The organism is Thalassospira sp. UBA848, assembly GCF_002295455.1.
Taxonomy (GTDB): Bacteria; Pseudomonadota; Alphaproteobacteria; order Rhodospirillales; family Thalassospiraceae; genus Thalassospira.
This window is the reverse complement of record NZ_DBGS01000129.1, coordinates 21,965-37,200: the sequence shown is the minus strand read 5'-3', so window position 1 is coordinate 37,200 and position 15,236 is coordinate 21,965. Positions and strand designations below refer to the sequence as shown.

Sequence of the window (15,236 nt, the reverse complement as noted above, 5' to 3'; positions counted from 1 at the left end):
TTCGATGCGTTCCAAGGAAATGGCGCATGACTATCGCTATTTCCCGGATCCGGATCTGCTGCCGCTGGTCTTTGATGACGCGTTCGTTTCGGAAATCGAAAAGGAACTGCCGGAACTGCCGGACGAGAAAAAGGCCCGATTCATGCGTGAAAACGGTCTGTCGGCATATGATGCCGGTGTTCTTGTCGCCGAAAAGGAAAAGGCTGATTACTACGAAATCGTTGCCAAGGGCCGTGATGGCAAACTGGCGGCGAACTGGGTGATTACCAACCTGTTCGGTGCGCTGAACAAGGCAGAAGTCGGTATCGCCGATAGCCCGGTAACGGCCGAAAACCTTGGCAAACTGATCGATCTGATCTCTGACGACACCATTTCTGGCCGTATCGCCAAGGATGTCTTTGAAATCATGATCGAAACCGGCGGCGATCCGGAAAAGATTGTCGAGGAAAAAGGTCTCAAGCAGATCACCGATACCGGTGCGATTGAAACCGCGATTGATGAAGTCATTGCTGCCAACCCCGACAAGGTCGAGGAAATCAAAGGTGGTAAGGAAAAAATGCTTGGCTGGTTTGTTGGTCAGGTCATGAAGGCCACCGGTGGCAAGGCCAACCCGGGTATGGTCAACAAGCTTCTGCGCGACAAAATCCTCGGCTGATCGCAATCATCAGACCAAAGAAAAAGCCGCCCGTTTGGGCGGCTTTTTCGTTCGGAAATTGTCTGCTTGAAACCAGAAAGGTGCAAAAGCTTCGTTGCAAGTCTAAGCTGATTTTGAATACAACTATCAAAAGAAAGGAGTTTTAGGTTCAAAATGAAATTGATTATTGTTGCGGCTGCCCTCTCTCTTCTTGGCGCATGTCAGACGACAAGCAATTCTGCTGGCACAAAAGTACCGTCCACCTATGCAGCAGAAGATTTGGGAAAAATTGTTAGCATAGTTCTTGATACTTGCGTCGAAAACATGGGTGATATTGAGGCTGTCGGCGCGGCGGCAAGAAGCCTCGGAGGCACGTATCAACCGGATCAAACTCGCAGTATCAATATTAACGGTAACATTTATCAAACAAAAAACTATGCCTTTCTCGATGACGAGAAGTTTGTTGCCGTTTTTTCAGTTGTCGAAAATGCCACTTTTTGCACAACTGCCTTCCCACAGAAACTCTATGATCGCGCCCAACTACTGGAAATGATCGGCGCTAATATGTTTGAAGGTACGTACAAGGGAGCACAAGTAGGGTATATCGGCGTTAACAAGCTCCCATTGTTTTTTGTACAAAACTATAGCGAGCAGGTCGAAAACGACATGATTATGGTTATGGACAAATCCATCTACGAGGCTAGACGTCAAAAGCTAGGTTCTCCAGAAATCAAATGAAGGTGCATTGGGTAGTTCGTTGGCCAGGTCTACAAGCTTCTGTGTGACAAAATCCTCGGCTGACCGTAATCATCAGACCAAAGAAAAAGCCGCCCGTTTGGGCGGCTTTTTTTGTATGACTAAATGACCTTGGATATATCGTCGGTTGGAATTGCAGCCGTTAGGTTCGCAAGGGCCCTATCCAGCAAAGCCCGGCTGGACGTATCCTGCACGACATCGTCAACGTCAAAGTTCTTGCCGTTCAGTGGAATCGTTATGCACGCGTCGGTAACGATCCGCGCATCCATCGTGCTGATGGTCTCTATCAGGGCGGCCTGGGCGATTGTGGCCCGGCCAGACGCATTCAAACAAGCAACAGGTTTTTGCATGAATTCGCCACTGGCAACGACCCAATCAAGGGCATTCTTGATCACGCCGGTGACACCATGCGCATATTCGGGACTGGCGATCAGGACTGCATCCGTGCGACGAAGTGCTGCGCGAAACGCTGCAACATCACCGTCATCGGTATCTTCTTTGTCCGGATTGAATGAAGATCGGAAGATGGCCCAAGCGGTCAAACAGATGAATTGTTGCGTTATGGGGGCTTGCGACCTGCCGGGCCGCGTTCAGGAGGGTTCTGTTAATTGAGGCTTGGCGAAGGCTTCCGCACAGGGCAGTGATTTGAAAAGTCATTTTGGTGCCGCTTTCTGTTTGTCGTGATGGTTGCACAAACGAGCGGTCAGGGTAAAGAAAAGCCGCCAGTATATATTCAATACTGGCGGCTCTGACGTTCGGGTGGGGATACGCGAACGGGGGTTCTGATCTAGCGGGCTTCAGAAGCCGGATAACCGGCGTCGGTGATGGCCGCGATCAGGGCGTTTACATCGGGATTGCCAGCAACAGCGACTTCGCCATTTGCCAGATCAACCTCGGCACTTTCAACGCCGTTGACCTTGGTAGCCGCTTTGCTCACCGCACTTGCGCAGTGACCGCAGCTCATCTTTTCCACCTTCAGTTTTACCATCGAAACTCTCCATAAATCGGGTGTCTATGAAGGCATTATCGAGGTTCCAGTAGATGGAAGGTCAAGCGTTTTATGCTGAAAGCAATTTCAAAACCGCGTCGGCTGTTTCTTCACTGGATGCCGGGTTTTGCCCGGTGACCAATTTACCATCAACAACCGCGTAGGATGCCCAGTTGTCGCCGCGTTCAAATGTTGCGCCGTGTTTTTTGAACTCGTCTTCGATCGAGATCGGGACGACGGTTTCAAGTCCGACAGCTTTTTCTTCGTCATTGGTGAAGCTTGTGACTTTCTTGCCCGACACCAATGGTTTTCCGTCTGTGCCCTTGGCACCAACCAAAGCAGCCGGCCCGTGGCAGACCGCAGCAACAGGTTTGTCCTGTGCGGTGAACGCTTCGATCAGGGCGATTGATTTTGCATCATTTGCAAGATCCCAAAGCGGGCCATGGCCACCAGGATAGAACAGCGCATCAAAATCATCGGCCTTGAGCCCGTCAAGCGTGACGGTGTTGGCGAATGCCGCCTGGGCGTCTGCATCGTTTTCGAAACGTTTGGTCGCATCAGTCAGGGCATCCGGTACCTCACTGTTCGGATCAAGCGGCGGCTTTCCACCCTTGGGAGAGGCAAGAGTTACCTCCGCGCCAGCGTCAAGGAATCGATAGTAGGGAGCGGCAAACTCTTCAAGCCAGATACCTGTCTTGTGTCCGGTATCACCCATTTTGTTGTGCGAGGTAACAATCATCAGAATACGCATCAGGTCCTCCGTGCGTTGATTTCATTTGCCTTGATGGTAACTGGCTGAGTAAATTTGCGTAAGAGTAAATAATTGTACAGATTGTCAAAATTTTTGAGCGTATAAAAATGTCAGCACTTGATGAAGTCAGAGCAATGATGATGTTTGCGCGTGTGGTTGAAGAAGGCGGGTTCTCTGCCGCGGCACGCAAGATGGGGTTGAGCCGTGCGGCCATATCCCATCAAATCCGCCAGCTCGAAGCCAAGCTTGGGGCGCCGTTGTTACGCCGAAGCACGCGTACCTTCAGCCTGACCGACGCGGGCGCGCGATATTACGACAGCTGTCGCACCATCACGCTAGAGGCCGAAGCGGCCCGAAAACGGGTAGAGGAATTGCGCGATGACCCGGTCGGGAAAATCTCGATTACATCCTCGGTCCATCTGGGAAATTTGCGTATTGTCCCGATCCTGGATCGTTTCCGGCAGGCATACCCGGGGGTCGCACTTGATGTGCATTTAAGCGATGAGGTGGTTGATCTGATCGGAAAGGGTATTGATATTGGCATCCGGTCCGGGCCGCTTAAAAGTTCGGACCTCAAGAGCTTCAAACTTTATCAAACCCGTCGCATCATCTGCGCGAGCCCGAACTACCTTGAACGGGCAGGTGCCCCTGAAACAATCGATGAATTGGCTGACCACGATTGGGTGATGTATAGTCGCGTGCCCGAAACCCTGACGATGAAATGCAAAGGCATAGAACAGAAAGTCCGGGTTAATGGAAATGTCCGGGTCGATAACGCGACCGCACGTCTGCAATTCATGCGCGGGGGGCATGGTCTTTCCGTCGTGCCGCTTTGTGATGTGCAGGATGAGATAGATGACAGGAAACTGGTGTGGGTTCTGCCGGACTGCAGCCTGCCTGATCTGGAAATCTATGCCGTTTTTGCGGCCGGTGTGACGCGGAGCGCCAAGATCCAGTCGTTGCTGGAATTCATGCGTCACGAAATGCGTGATATTGATATTTCGCGCAATGGTGCGTGACAGTCTTTTCGCTGTATTGATCAATCGCGAATGATCGGCTATGTCCCTTTGACGACTTTCGGGGGGATCCATGGCCAATCTGTTTTTCTATTACTCGTCCATGAATGCGGGCAAATCGACCACGTTGCTTCAGGCGAGCTTCAATTACCGTGAACGTGGCATGGAAACGCTGCTGATGACAGTGTCGTTTGATGACCGTTTCGGGAAAGGCAAGATTGCATCGCGTATCGGTCTTGAAGCCCCGGCACTGCTGTTTGATGCCAAGACCGATATGGCAGGCCTGATCCTTGAGCAGGTCGAAAAGGGCAAGGTCGATTGTGTGCTTATTGACGAGGCACAGTTCCTGTCAAAAGAACAGGTCTGGCAGCTTTCCGATATTGCAGATATCCATGGCATTCCGGTGCTGTGCTATGGCATCCGGACCGATTTTCAGGGGCAACTTTTCGAAGGCTCCAAATGGCTGTTGGCGTGGGCGGACAAGCTTAATGAGCTGAAAACCATCTGTCATTGCGGGCGCAAGGCCGGCATGGTCCTGCGCGTTGATGAAAACGGAAACCCGATCCGCGAAGGCGCACAAGTCGAAATTGGGGGGAATGACCGCTATGTTCCCGTATGCCGCCGCCACTTCAAGGAAGCAATGAGCGAGTAGGGAGCGCGCCCGGCAACATTTTTCTAGCTCGTAAGGAGAATGCGGATTTCCGGGGCAAGAAGGCTATATGCCACAAGCCACATGACGCCGCAGGTCAGTCCATCGATGATCTTCCAGGTGATTGGTCGGGCGACATAAGGTGCAAGCCACGCCGCCCCCAGTGCGATGGCAAAGAACCAGACAAAACTGGCACTCATCGCACCCAATGCAAAGCCAATCCTTGCATCCGGCGGATATTGCCCACCAATACCACCCAGCATAACGACCGTATCAAGATAAACATGTGGGTTCAAAAGTGTCACGGCCAAGGTGGTGCTCAGAACCGCTTGCCACCCGGTTTTTGTTATTGCCTTTTCCGACAGTGTTTCAGTTTCAAACAAGCGCCGAAACGCCCCAAATCCATACCAGATCAGGAAAGCCCCGCCGCCCCATGCCGCCACCGTCGTGAGCAACGGGTATGCCGCAATCAGAGTTCCAAGTCCCGCAACACCTGCAGCGATCAGGACCGCATCACATAATGCACAAACGAAGGCGACCATCACCGGGTGGTTGCGCCGAAGTCCCTGACCAAGAACAAAGGCATTCTGCGCGCCAATCGCTATGATCAGTCCGCCGCCAAGACCAAATCCGGTGACATACGTTAACAGCATTCTTTGATGTTCCTGTGTGGTTGCACGTCGTTGATACCAGCTTTCATTAATAAGAAAATGGAATTATACTTATATAGTATTAGAAAAATTGATGATTGATCATGCTGGATTACAAACTTGTTCAGGCCTGTGCCGAGGTCATTCATTTTGGCAGTTTTGAAAAGGCTGCACGCGCCTTGGGATTGACTCAGTCGGCGATATCCCAGCGGGTGAAACTGCTTGAAGAACGCTTTGGGCAACCTCTTATCGTGCGTTCCAAGCCGATTGCGCCAACGGTTGCCGGGCAACGGTTGCTTGCGCATTTTCAAAGTGTTCGGTTGCTTGAGCAGGATCTTGGCGATGAACTTCCAGACTTGCAGGCAGACAGCGGGTATGGGCAGGTGACCCTTGCGGTCAATGCCGATAGCTTGGCAACCTGGTTTGTCGATGTTCCGAAGGTTCTTTTTGAGAAGCTTGGTTTGCTGGTGCATCTGGTGGTTGATGATGAATCGCTTAACCATCAGTCGCTGCAGGACGGCAACGTTTTGGGGGCGGTGAGCCTGCGTGACACACCCATTCAAGGGTGCCGTGTGCGTGCCTTGGGGCGCATGCGCTACGTCATGGTGGTTTCGCCTACATTTAACGACCGCTATTTCAAGAATGGTGTCACGGCGGATGCGTTGAAGGCGTGTCCGGCCGTGAACTTCTCGGAACATGACGAACTGCAAAACCAGTTCCTTCACCAGTATTTCGGACTCAATCCCGGAGAATTTCCTGCCCACACGGTGCCAAGTTCCCAAGGGTTTGTGACACTTGCCGAACAGGGTGTTGCCTATGCCGTAGTAGAGCAGCATCAGGCTGAAGAAGGATTGCGCACCGGAAAGCTAATCCGCCCGTGCCCGTTCGAAATTGATCGTCCTCTTTACTGGCACCACAAAACCATCAACAGCCGGTTGCTTAACCAGGTCAATGAAATCGTTCTGTCAGAGGCGCGTCGTCATCTGCCTGAAATACGAACCTAAACCGCACCACACATTCCTGAACAAATTTTGCCTGACTGGCCGATGGCATTCATTCCCAGATAGTGGCGTGATTTGACTTGTTGGCAAAAGTGTCGCTTACTTTGATTTGCGAACCAGTGCGGATAACGGATTGTAAAAACAGGAAAACAATGCCAGATCGACTGATCGCCTGTGAGCATTGCGACTATCTCCATGTCGAGAAGGATATCCCGACAGGCAGTGTCGCATATTGCGTTCGGTGTGGGTCGCCGCTCTATAGCTCGGCATTGGCGCGCTTTGATAAACCGCTGGCCCTTGCGGTTACCGCCTTCTTGCTATTCGTCATCGCCAATAGCTATCCGATTTTGACATTTGCGATGGAAGGTCGGGTTGAAACAAACACCCTTGGCAGTGGTGTCCTGACGTTCTGGCGTGAAGGATTTCCGTTTCTGGCGATAATGGTTGCGGTTACGTCCATGCTGGCGCCGCTGTTGCTGATTGTCGCGCATATCTATGTTTTGCTGCCAATTTTTCTGAACCAAGCTTGGCCTGGCATGCAGAAGGTCTGGCGTATTCTTGCGTTGATCCGGCCATGGTCGATGCTTGATGTTTTCCTGATCGGCTTGCTTGTGGCGCTGACCAAATTGACTGACTACGCCGAAGTCATTGCTGGTCCGGCATTTTTTGCCATCTGTGTTCTGATTCCGACAGTGCTTTTGATGAATGTGACGCTGGATCCGCGCTATGTCTGGCGCCGATTGGCGCCGAAAAGTCTGTCTTATCCGGTGTCAGCCGATATGTGTCGGGAAGCCAGCGCTGATCGTGGCCAGAAAACGCTGTTGACCTGTCATACATGTGCGATGGTCGTGGTTAGTGATGGCAAAGAACATCTTCGTTGCCCGCGCTGTGGCGACATGGTCCACCACCGCAAACCACGAAGTCTTTCGCGGGCCTGGGCTCTTCTGGTGGCTGCGATGATCTTGTATGTTCCAGCCAATGTCTTTCCGATCATGACGGTGACCTATCTTGGCCGAACCGGGGCGGATACAATTCTGTCGGGGGTGAGCGCCTTGGTCCGGGCCGGTGAGTGGCCGATTGCCATCGTCGTCTTTACCGCAAGTATTCTGGTGCCCATCATCAAGATTGTTCTGTTGGGCTGGATCTATTTCGCGACGGCAATGGGGTTGTCGGGTCCCCTAAAGCAGCGCACACTGATTTATCGCGTCACAGAGTTGGTCGGTCGCTGGTCGATGGTGGATGTCTTTATGGTGTCTATCCTGGCAGCACTGGTCAAACTTGGTAACATCGCATCGGTCCAGCCCGGTTTTGGGGCCGTCGCATTTTGTGGGGTCGTTATTCTGACCATGCTTTCAGCGATGGCATTTGATCCACGTCTGATCTGGGATCGCGCCGGAATGAAAAAAGCCAAAACAAAGCAGGACAGTTCGGGGAATGATGACCAAAGCCATATCGATAAACAGGGGGTTCCGTCATGAGTGACGTGAAGAGTGCCGGATCGGATCAAACGCCCGAAACGCCCGACATCAGGAAAGGCTGGGGCCGCTTTTCTTTAATCTGGCTGGTGCCCTTGGTGGCCTTGATTATCGGTGGCTGGCTGTTATGGCGTGATATCGTATCGAAGGGCCCGGAAATTACCATTACCTTTGAATCCGCCGAGGGCCTTTCAGCTGGCAAAACCGCCATCCGTTATCGCGATGTCGATGTCGGTCAGGTGACGGCGATTAATCTCGCGGATGATTTGGAACATGTTGTCCTGACCGTGCGCATCAATGCGGATTTCAAGGACTATCTTACTGACAAGACACGGTTCTGGGTGGTGCGACCCCGGGTGAGTGCGCGGGGCATTACCGGTCTCGAAACCATTGTGTCGGGGGCCTATGTCGAAGTCGTCCCGGACAAAACCGGCAACAAGGCCCGGAGCTTTGTCGGCGAGGAAGAGCCACAATTTGTTCCGAACGAGGAAGACGGTACCCGATTTGTTCTGAGGGCCGAAGAACTCGGTTCTTTGGGGGACGGAACACCGGTCCTGCTGCGCGGGGTTGAGGTTGGTGAGGTTCTGGATGCAGAGCTTGATGCCAACGCCGATGGGGTGTCGATACCGGTCTTTGTGCACAAGCCATTCGACGCGCTTGTAAAGCGCGAAACAAGGTTTTGGGATTCAAGCGGGATTGCGCTTGATCTGAATGCCGAAGGGTTTTCGGTCCGGGCGCAGTCAGTTCGCTCTGTATTGGCGGGCGGCATCAATTTCTACACGCCTCCCGGCCATGAAAACGCGGAAATGGCGGCGGCCGATACAGTATTTCGCCTGCATGAAAGCCTTGAAAAGGCTGAGTTACTGGCCGAAGGATACAGCCAGCGATACAAGCTTTATTTCGACTCTTCGGTCCGCGGGCTATCGCGCGGTGCACCGGTGGAGTTCAATGGCATTCGTGTCGGCACCGTCGAGAATGTCGATCTGGAATATGTTGTAGATCAAAGATCTTTCCGGATTCCTGTTGAAGTAACACTTGAACCCGAGCGCGTCGGTATCGTCGGGGGGCGTTTGGGGGATGTCGACCCGCAGGAAACCATTGAAACGCTTGTCGACAATGGGATGCGCGCGCGCCTGAAGACAGGAAGCTTCATCACCGGGCAATTGTTTGTTGATCTTTCGATGCAGCCGGTTTCGCCCGCCCGCTACCTTGGTGATCAGCAGGGGGAATTGCCCGAGCTGCCAACCCTGCCGCAGAAGCTTGATGAAATCGCGAATTCGCTTACCAGCCTTCTTGAAAAAGTGGAAACCTTCCCGCTTGAAGAAATCGGCATTCGTTTGCTCGGTACGGTCGAGGGCATGGAAAACATTGTGACGTCGCCAGCGCTTAATAACGGGATGGTCAGCCTGCAACAAGCAGCAGCAGGGATCAGTACCCTTGTCACCAATCTGGATGCCAGCGTGCTGCCCGCTACACAGACGGCTTTGGATGCCGCGCGCGAGGCCCTTGGCGGTGTACGGGATGTCACCGCACCAACATCACCTGTGCGCTACAATCTTGAACAGGCCCTGAAAGAGCTTGGGGCGACTGCACGTTCGCTGCGTGAGCTTACCGATTTCCTGGAACAGAACCCGAGCGCCCTGATCCTTGGCAGAAGCGGGCCGGAGGAGGACGAATAATGCGACACTCAATTAAAATGATGATCAGCAGATGCGTGATGCTGCTGGTCGCACCAGTCCTGGTGGCGTGCGCTTCGCCTTCAGTTCCGGATCAATATTATCTGCTGTCGCCAATGGCGCAGCCGGTCTCAGAGTCAGGGAGTTCATCTGTAATCGGTGTCGGGCCGGTGACCATTCCGAGTTATCTGGACCGGTCCACCATCGTTACCCGGAGTGCGGCCAACCGTCCCGAAGTCAATTCCGGATATCGTTGGGCAGAGCCGCTTGGCGAGAACATCAACCGTGTCGTGATGGACAATCTGGACCGAAGTGGTGTTGCGTCCCGGCTTGAGGTGTTTCCCTGGACGTCGCGGGATCAAGTCGATTGGCAGATTGTTGTTGATATCGACCAGTTTGAGCGGCAGGCGGACGGGAATGTCATTCTGACGGCACGCTGGAAACTCGTTCATTTCCAAAGCGGCGAGATCGTCGCAGCAGCCAAATACAACAAGGTAAGTACGCCCAATGATGCGACAATAGAGGGCACTGTGATCGCGATGAGTAGTTTGCTTGCAGATTTGACCAGGGAAATTGCGACGCGGATTCCGTGATCACGATCGGAAGGAGATTGATCACAACCATGCGCGGTTGAATTGTGTTTGCAATGCAGTCGCAAAAACAAAGAAAATTGAGGAAAAACTAAAGAAATAACCGAAAGTATATGGAGTCATCGCATCCAACTATTGTTTTAATACCCCGATTGGCTTTATAAAGAAGAATAAATATAAAAAAGTGGGACACGCGCCTGACTAGTTGAACGGCAGAGTAATGCCGCCCAAACAGGAAGTTAGGGAGCCAGAGCGCGTTATGTCGGATACGACATTTGAAGTTATGGTCCAGCGTGGGGATCGCTGGATAATCCATTCGACATTTGATGTCGAAAAGGAAGCGGTTGCAGAAGCTGAAAAGCTTGTGAAAACCAAGATCTCTGCCGTGCGCGTTATCCGTAACTGGGAACGCGGCGACGGTCGTCATATCGAAAAGGTACTTCTCGAAAAAGAAGGTGCTGGCGAGGATCAGGATGATGACGTTCGCGTTTCATCCATTGAGGAAGCGCCGCTATGCGAAACCGATAACGACCTTTTGCAGAAGGAAAGCCGCGCGACCATCAACCGGTTGCTGCGCAAGTATTTCGAACAGGAAATCCTGACACCTTGCGAGGTAATGTATAATTACCAGAACCTGCGCAAGCTGATGTTCCATGACACCTTGATGCCGACTGCGGTTGACAAGGTTGCAGGGTTGCACGCCAAGGCGACCGAAGGTGACCATATCGAGGCGATGAATAACCTTCATGGCGCGATCGAGCAGCTTTCTGCGCGCGCCCGCGAAGTGGAAAAAGTCGACCTCCCGGCATTTGAAGACGCCACCATCACAGAAGTTCGTGACGAAATCCGTCGCCTCAATCTGGCCGAAGATACCGACTTCCTGACCATGGTTGCGTTGACGCGCGTGCTGTCATCAACCCGAAACTGGGTTGGCAAACTTGATCTGGCGCTCAAGGTCAAGGGCGACGAAAAAGATGAAGCCGCGCGCAAAATGATCGACGACGTGATTGCCGATATTCTCGGCTCTCCTGTCGCATTGAAAGAGCTGCTTGGCAGCTCGCGCAGCTTCGGCGAAGCCGTCACCCTTCACATCGACCTGGCGCTTGGTCGGGCAAAGGGTAATCGCGGCGCTGCCGACGATATCCTTGAACTCCTCAACCCGCTATTTGGTTCGGGCCTTCTGGCGAACAGTCAGGAAGCGATGTTTGATTACATCGTGCGGGAACTGAAAAGTGCAAACAGCCTGCAACGTCATGAAAGCGACCCTGATCCGCTTGAGGGTATTCTTGATCGACTGATTACCGAGCAGGGGGTCATTTATGGCACCCCAATGGTCGAGGCGATTGCCGAACGCGGCGCGCGTTTGCGCAATGTCGGTGGCCCTCGGGCCTTGATTGACGGCGTTGCAGAGATTAACGGACGCCTTATTCCGAACTTCCGAAAATTGACCTGGCTTATCGCCGTTGCCAATAGCGGAATCGTCGAAGACTATGCCGACGAGCTTTATGACATGATGCGCGATTCTGTGAAGGATATGCGCGCCCTTCGGGCATTCTGTTCCCCCGAATCCAAACCGCGTGACAAGATGGCGACCGTTACGCACATGAACGACTTGCTTGCGGCTTCAAGTGTCCCGGATGACATCAAGACTGAGATTGCAACCAAGCTTGATGATGGTCTTGCCGATTACCTTGTGCGTGAAAAGGTGATTGAACGGATCGATAATCCTTCGCTCCATCTGCGCAAACGCGCCTATATGCTGGTCCAGTTCTGTTCCAGCGGTGTCCTGATTGAAGGCAAGTCTGCGGCCATGGCCCGAAAAAGGGTTGTGGGGTACCTCAAACAGCCCAACTTCACCGACAAGCTGGTCGATGACATCAAGGATATGACAACCAAGGAAGGCACGATCCGTGACTTCTATGCGCTGTTGCAACGAAGCGGGTTCTGAACCAAACACCTGCTTCTTTGACGACAAATGATTTGAACACCCCGCGAGAGCCATTTGGCAAAATTCGTGGGGTGTTTGTCATTGTTGCCAATTTCCAAATCCGGCATCCTGTATCCGTGAGAAGGAGATACCGCGATGTCTAACCCAACCAACACCATCAGAACTATCGCCAGCTTTGCCTTTGACGATGTCATGAGTCTGGACGTCATTGGACCTTTGCAGGTGTTTGGGTCGGCCAATGACGAGCTGGTTGGTCTGGGGCGACCTCAGGGATACGAAAACGTTGTTGTTGCCGAAACAAGCGGTCCCATTCGGACATCCTGCGGCGTGCGAATACATTCTGATATCGGGTGGCGTGATCTTGACCTGAGCACGATTGATACCTTGTTCGTGCCTGGTGGTGCCGGTGTTTGGTCTTTGCGCGACAACGCGGCCATTATCGAATGGGTGCGCAATGCCAGTATGTCCGTGCCGCGACTGGGCTCTATTTGTTCAGGCGCACTTGTTTTGGCAGAGGCTGGTGTGCTTGATGGCAAAATGGCAACCACCCATTGGTCGCGATGTGACCAGATGGCGCGCGAATACCCGGCCATTCAGATGATGGGAGATCGGCTGCACAGCTATGACCCGGCTGGACTGGATGGTGATCCGCATGTCTTTACATCGGCCGGTGTAACCGCAGGCATTGATCTGGCGCTGGCAATTGTTGAGGCCGATTTTGGCAGGAGCCTTGCCTTGGCTGTGGCGCGTCGGCTTGTGATGTTCCTCAAACGGCCGGGCGGGCAGGCGCAGTTCAGTGCCTATCTGATCCCGGAAGCTGGCACAACCGCCCGACTGGCCGGCCTGCTTGAATGGTTGCCGGGCAATATTGCCAATGATTTGTCGCTTGAAACGATGGCCGAACGTGCCGGAATGACCCCACGGACTTTTTCACGTGTTTTTACCCGTGATCTGGGAATGAGCCCGGCCCGCTATGTCGAACGCGTACGCGTCGAAGCCGCCCGCGCATTGCTCCAGGATGAAGCCATTACGATTGGGCAGGTCGCAAAGCTTTGTGGTTTTCGGCATCCGGAAACGTTACGTCGGGCATTTCAGCGCCATCTTTCTGTCAGTCCGCAGGAATACGCGGAACGCTTTGCCCGCAAGTCATTAGCGGCTGCCATCTGACCGTGGCCTGACGGTCTTCATAACAGTCTATCTTTTTGGGAGTTGGGAACATGTTGTTGCTAGCCAATGGTTCACTGCGTCTGCTTTTTATCGCTCAGGCGCTTTATTGGTCCTGTTCGTTGATCGGGATCACGTTGACATCGATTGTCGGTGTCTCGCTTGCACCGGTGCCTGCGCTGGCAACCTTGCCGCTCGGCGTTCTCATGATCGGTAATCTGGTTTCCGTGCATCCGCTTGCCATGCTGATGCAACGGCATGGGCGGCGCGTCGGGCTTTCTGTTGGGGGTGTGTTTGGTGTTGTTGGTGGCCTGCTGGTTGCCTACGGGATCTATATTGGGGCGTTCTGGATCGTCGCGCTCGCACCAGCACTGATTGGCACCTATCAGGCATCCGCCATGTATTACCGTTACGCTGCACTGGAAACCGTCGGTTCCGGGCAGAAGGGGCGTGCAGCGGCACTCGTGGTTGGCGGGGGTGTGCTGGCGGCACTGGTGGCCCCGGAAGTCGCCGCTGGCAGTCGCGATATGCTGCCGGTTCCATTTTCTGGGGCCTATGTGGCACTGGCCGGTTTGGCGGCGATTGGCGCGATCCTTATGACGATGTTGCCCGATGGTGGCATTCCCGAACGCACCGGGTCGAGCCGGGCGGTGATGGCGCAACTGCTGCGTCGACCCGTGATCCGCGGGGCGATTGCCATCAGTGCCGCCGGGCAGGGCATTATGGTTCTGGTCATGACGGCGACACCGCTTGCGATGAAATATTGCGGCTATGACGTGGATGTTTCGGCCAATGTTATCCGCTGGCACCTGATCGGCATGTTTTTGCCTGCCTTTGTTGCCGGGCCAATGATTGACCGGATTGGTCCGCGCCGGGTGGCATCCGTTGGTACCCTGGTTCTGGCGGCAAGCGTCACGGTTGCGGTGTCGGGGATTTCAGTTTCCGCCTTTCTGGTCAGTTCATTCCTGCTTGGGTTGGGCTGGAATATGATGTTGCTGGCCGGAACAACATTGTTGGGCGAGGGGCATGACGCCTCTGAACAGGGGCACGCGCAAAGTCTTATGGAGCTTGGCAACAGCGTCACAGCAACATTGGGGTCGATTGCGAGTGGTGCATTGATCGCTGGCGCAGGGTGGGTTCCGGTGAACTACGGGGTTCTTCCGGTGCTGACCGTTGCGTTGCTTTTGATGTGGCGGGGATATGTCGCAAGGCAAGCAACTTCGCAGGCCTGATAGCAAAAGAAACCGCCGGTCGGAGTGACCGGCGGTGAAGTTGCAGGGCGAACGGGGAGTGTCGCCCCGGCGCGACTGAAATCGTCACGTTGCTTTCCTGCGGATACGGGGCTCCGGGAAGGCAAGGGGGTGTTTTGGCAATAAAAAAACCGGCCATCAGGCCGGTTGGGGTACCAGTGTTGCCGCGTTACCAGCGACAAAATCCTTGATCTTCTGCAAAACGAAATCGCGCGAACTGTTTTCACGGGTGCGGAACAGAACTTCGCGGTCCTGAATGACAAGCCCCATGTAAACCGGATCGTTGTGACCTTCCTTGGTCATTTTCAGGGCGCGAAGGGTGTGACCGAAATCGTCGGTGCTTTGATAGATCGTACGCATCTTTCTCCAACCAGCATTTACGTCACATGACGGTGAAAAACCAATCGACCATGGCTTTATGACATCTGTTTTTTTCCAGTTGATTACAGCTGTGTGATGGTTTGAAGACTCTTTTTGCCATCAACCGTGAAACGTGATGAGCAAAGCAGGCAAAAAGCTGCTGGTTTTATTTGGCAGGACTGTTAAAAAGAAAACGTCCTTAACGCCGGTTTCGGGCATTGACACGGGCCATGGCGATGTTTAAGAAAGGCGTCGTTCCGCACGGAACACCAAGGACATAGAGGGCAAGTGGCCGAGTGGCTGAAGGCGCTCCCCTGCTAAGGGAGTA

15 protein-coding genes and 1 pseudogene are annotated in these 15,236 nt (G+C 53.4%); 11 read left to right on the top strand and 5 right to left on the bottom strand.

All coding sequences use genetic code 11. The features are described from left to right. Positions 1-655: pseudogene (gene gatB / locus B2R48_RS17565) on the top strand (Asp-tRNA(Asn)/Glu-tRNA(Gln) amidotransferase GatCAB subunit B); the annotation flags it as partial. 153 nt (positions 656-808) lie between these two features. Beyond that, positions 809-1,372, top strand: coding sequence for a hypothetical protein (locus B2R48_RS17560; RefSeq protein WP_062955167.1), 564 nt, complete (start codon positions 809-811; stop codon positions 1,370-1,372). Between the two features lie 119 nt (positions 1,373-1,491). Here B2R48_RS17560 and B2R48_RS17555 read toward each other — a convergent pair whose 3' ends face one another. The 3 genes from B2R48_RS17555 to B2R48_RS17545 form a co-directional block, all read right to left on the bottom strand. Further along, positions 1,492-1,932, bottom strand: a complete 441-nt coding sequence (locus tag B2R48_RS17555; RefSeq protein ID WP_297003087.1) for an NADPH-dependent FMN reductase — start codon at positions 1,930-1,932, stop codon at positions 1,492-1,494. Positions 1,933-2,177: 245 nt separating this feature from the next. Then, complete coding sequence (locus tag B2R48_RS17550; RefSeq protein ID WP_297003086.1) at positions 2,178-2,378, bottom strand: heavy-metal-associated domain-containing protein; 201 nt, start codon at positions 2,376-2,378, stop codon at positions 2,178-2,180. A 70-nt stretch (positions 2,379-2,448) separates the two neighbouring features. Further along, positions 2,449-3,129, bottom strand: coding sequence for a type 1 glutamine amidotransferase domain-containing protein (locus tag B2R48_RS17545; protein ID WP_297003085.1), 681 nt, complete (start codon positions 3,127-3,129; stop codon positions 2,449-2,451). A gap of 107 nt (positions 3,130-3,236) precedes the next feature. On the opposite strand from B2R48_RS17545, the gene B2R48_RS17540 reads away from it, so the two are divergent. Together B2R48_RS17540 and B2R48_RS17535 are read left to right on the top strand one after the other, a co-directional pair. Further along, positions 3,237-4,148 carry a LysR family transcriptional regulator gene (locus B2R48_RS17540; RefSeq protein ID WP_297003084.1) on the top strand — a complete coding sequence of 304 codons (912 nt, stop codon included), beginning with the start codon at positions 3,237-3,239 and terminating at the stop codon, positions 4,146-4,148. 70 nt (positions 4,149-4,218) lie between these two features. Beyond that, complete coding sequence (locus B2R48_RS17535; protein WP_062955162.1) at positions 4,219-4,797, top strand: thymidine kinase; 579 nt, start codon at positions 4,219-4,221, stop codon at positions 4,795-4,797. 23 nt (positions 4,798-4,820) lie between these two features. Here B2R48_RS17535 and B2R48_RS17530 read toward each other — a convergent pair whose 3' ends face one another. After that, positions 4,821-5,447 carry a LysE/ArgO family amino acid transporter gene (locus tag B2R48_RS17530; RefSeq protein ID WP_297003083.1) on the bottom strand — a complete coding sequence of 209 codons (627 nt, stop codon included), beginning with the start codon at positions 5,445-5,447 and terminating at the stop codon, positions 4,821-4,823. Positions 5,448-5,548: 101 nt separating this feature from the next. Between B2R48_RS17530 and B2R48_RS17525 the strand changes: the two genes are divergently transcribed. The 7 genes from B2R48_RS17525 (at position 5,549) to B2R48_RS17495 (ending at position 14,530) form a co-directional block, all read left to right on the top strand. Next, complete coding sequence (locus B2R48_RS17525; protein ID WP_297003082.1) at positions 5,549-6,448, top strand: LysR family transcriptional regulator ArgP; 900 nt, start codon at positions 5,549-5,551, stop codon at positions 6,446-6,448. A 149-nt stretch (positions 6,449-6,597) separates the two neighbouring features. Next, positions 6,598-7,923, top strand: coding sequence for a paraquat-inducible protein A (locus tag B2R48_RS17520; RefSeq protein WP_062955159.1), 1,326 nt, complete (start codon positions 6,598-6,600; stop codon positions 7,921-7,923). Then, on the top strand, positions 7,920-9,599 hold the full coding sequence (locus B2R48_RS17515; RefSeq protein WP_297003081.1) for an intermembrane transport protein PqiB: 1,680 nt from the start codon (positions 7,920-7,922) through the stop codon (positions 9,597-9,599). Before B2R48_RS17520 ends, B2R48_RS17515 begins: the two co-directional genes overlap by 4 nt. Beyond that, the gene (locus B2R48_RS17510; protein ID WP_297003080.1) at positions 9,599-10,189 is read left to right on the top strand and encodes a PqiC family protein; all 591 of its coding nucleotides are present in this window, start codon (positions 9,599-9,601) and stop codon (positions 10,187-10,189) included. The genes B2R48_RS17515 and B2R48_RS17510 overlap by 1 nt, the downstream gene beginning before the upstream one ends. A 256-nt stretch (positions 10,190-10,445) precedes the next feature. Continuing rightward, complete coding sequence (locus B2R48_RS17505) at positions 10,446-12,134, top strand: hypothetical protein (RefSeq protein WP_297003079.1); 1,689 nt, start codon at positions 10,446-10,448, stop codon at positions 12,132-12,134. A 135-nt stretch (positions 12,135-12,269) separates the two neighbouring features. Beyond that, positions 12,270-13,301 carry a GlxA family transcriptional regulator gene (locus B2R48_RS17500; protein ID WP_297003078.1) on the top strand — a complete coding sequence of 344 codons (1,032 nt, stop codon included), beginning with the start codon at positions 12,270-12,272 and terminating at the stop codon, positions 13,299-13,301. A 50-nt stretch (positions 13,302-13,351) separates the two neighbouring features. Beyond that, positions 13,352-14,530, top strand: coding sequence for an MFS transporter (locus B2R48_RS17495; RefSeq protein ID WP_297003077.1), 1,179 nt, complete (start codon positions 13,352-13,354; stop codon positions 14,528-14,530). A 156-nt stretch (positions 14,531-14,686) separates the two neighbouring features. Here the strand turns inward: B2R48_RS17495 and B2R48_RS17490 are convergent, their stop codons facing one another. Further along, a complete protein-coding gene (locus B2R48_RS17490) occupies positions 14,687-14,908 on the bottom strand; it encodes a hypothetical protein (RefSeq protein ID WP_297003075.1) in 222 nt (73 codons plus the stop codon). Positions 14,909-15,236: the final 328 nt, after the last annotated feature.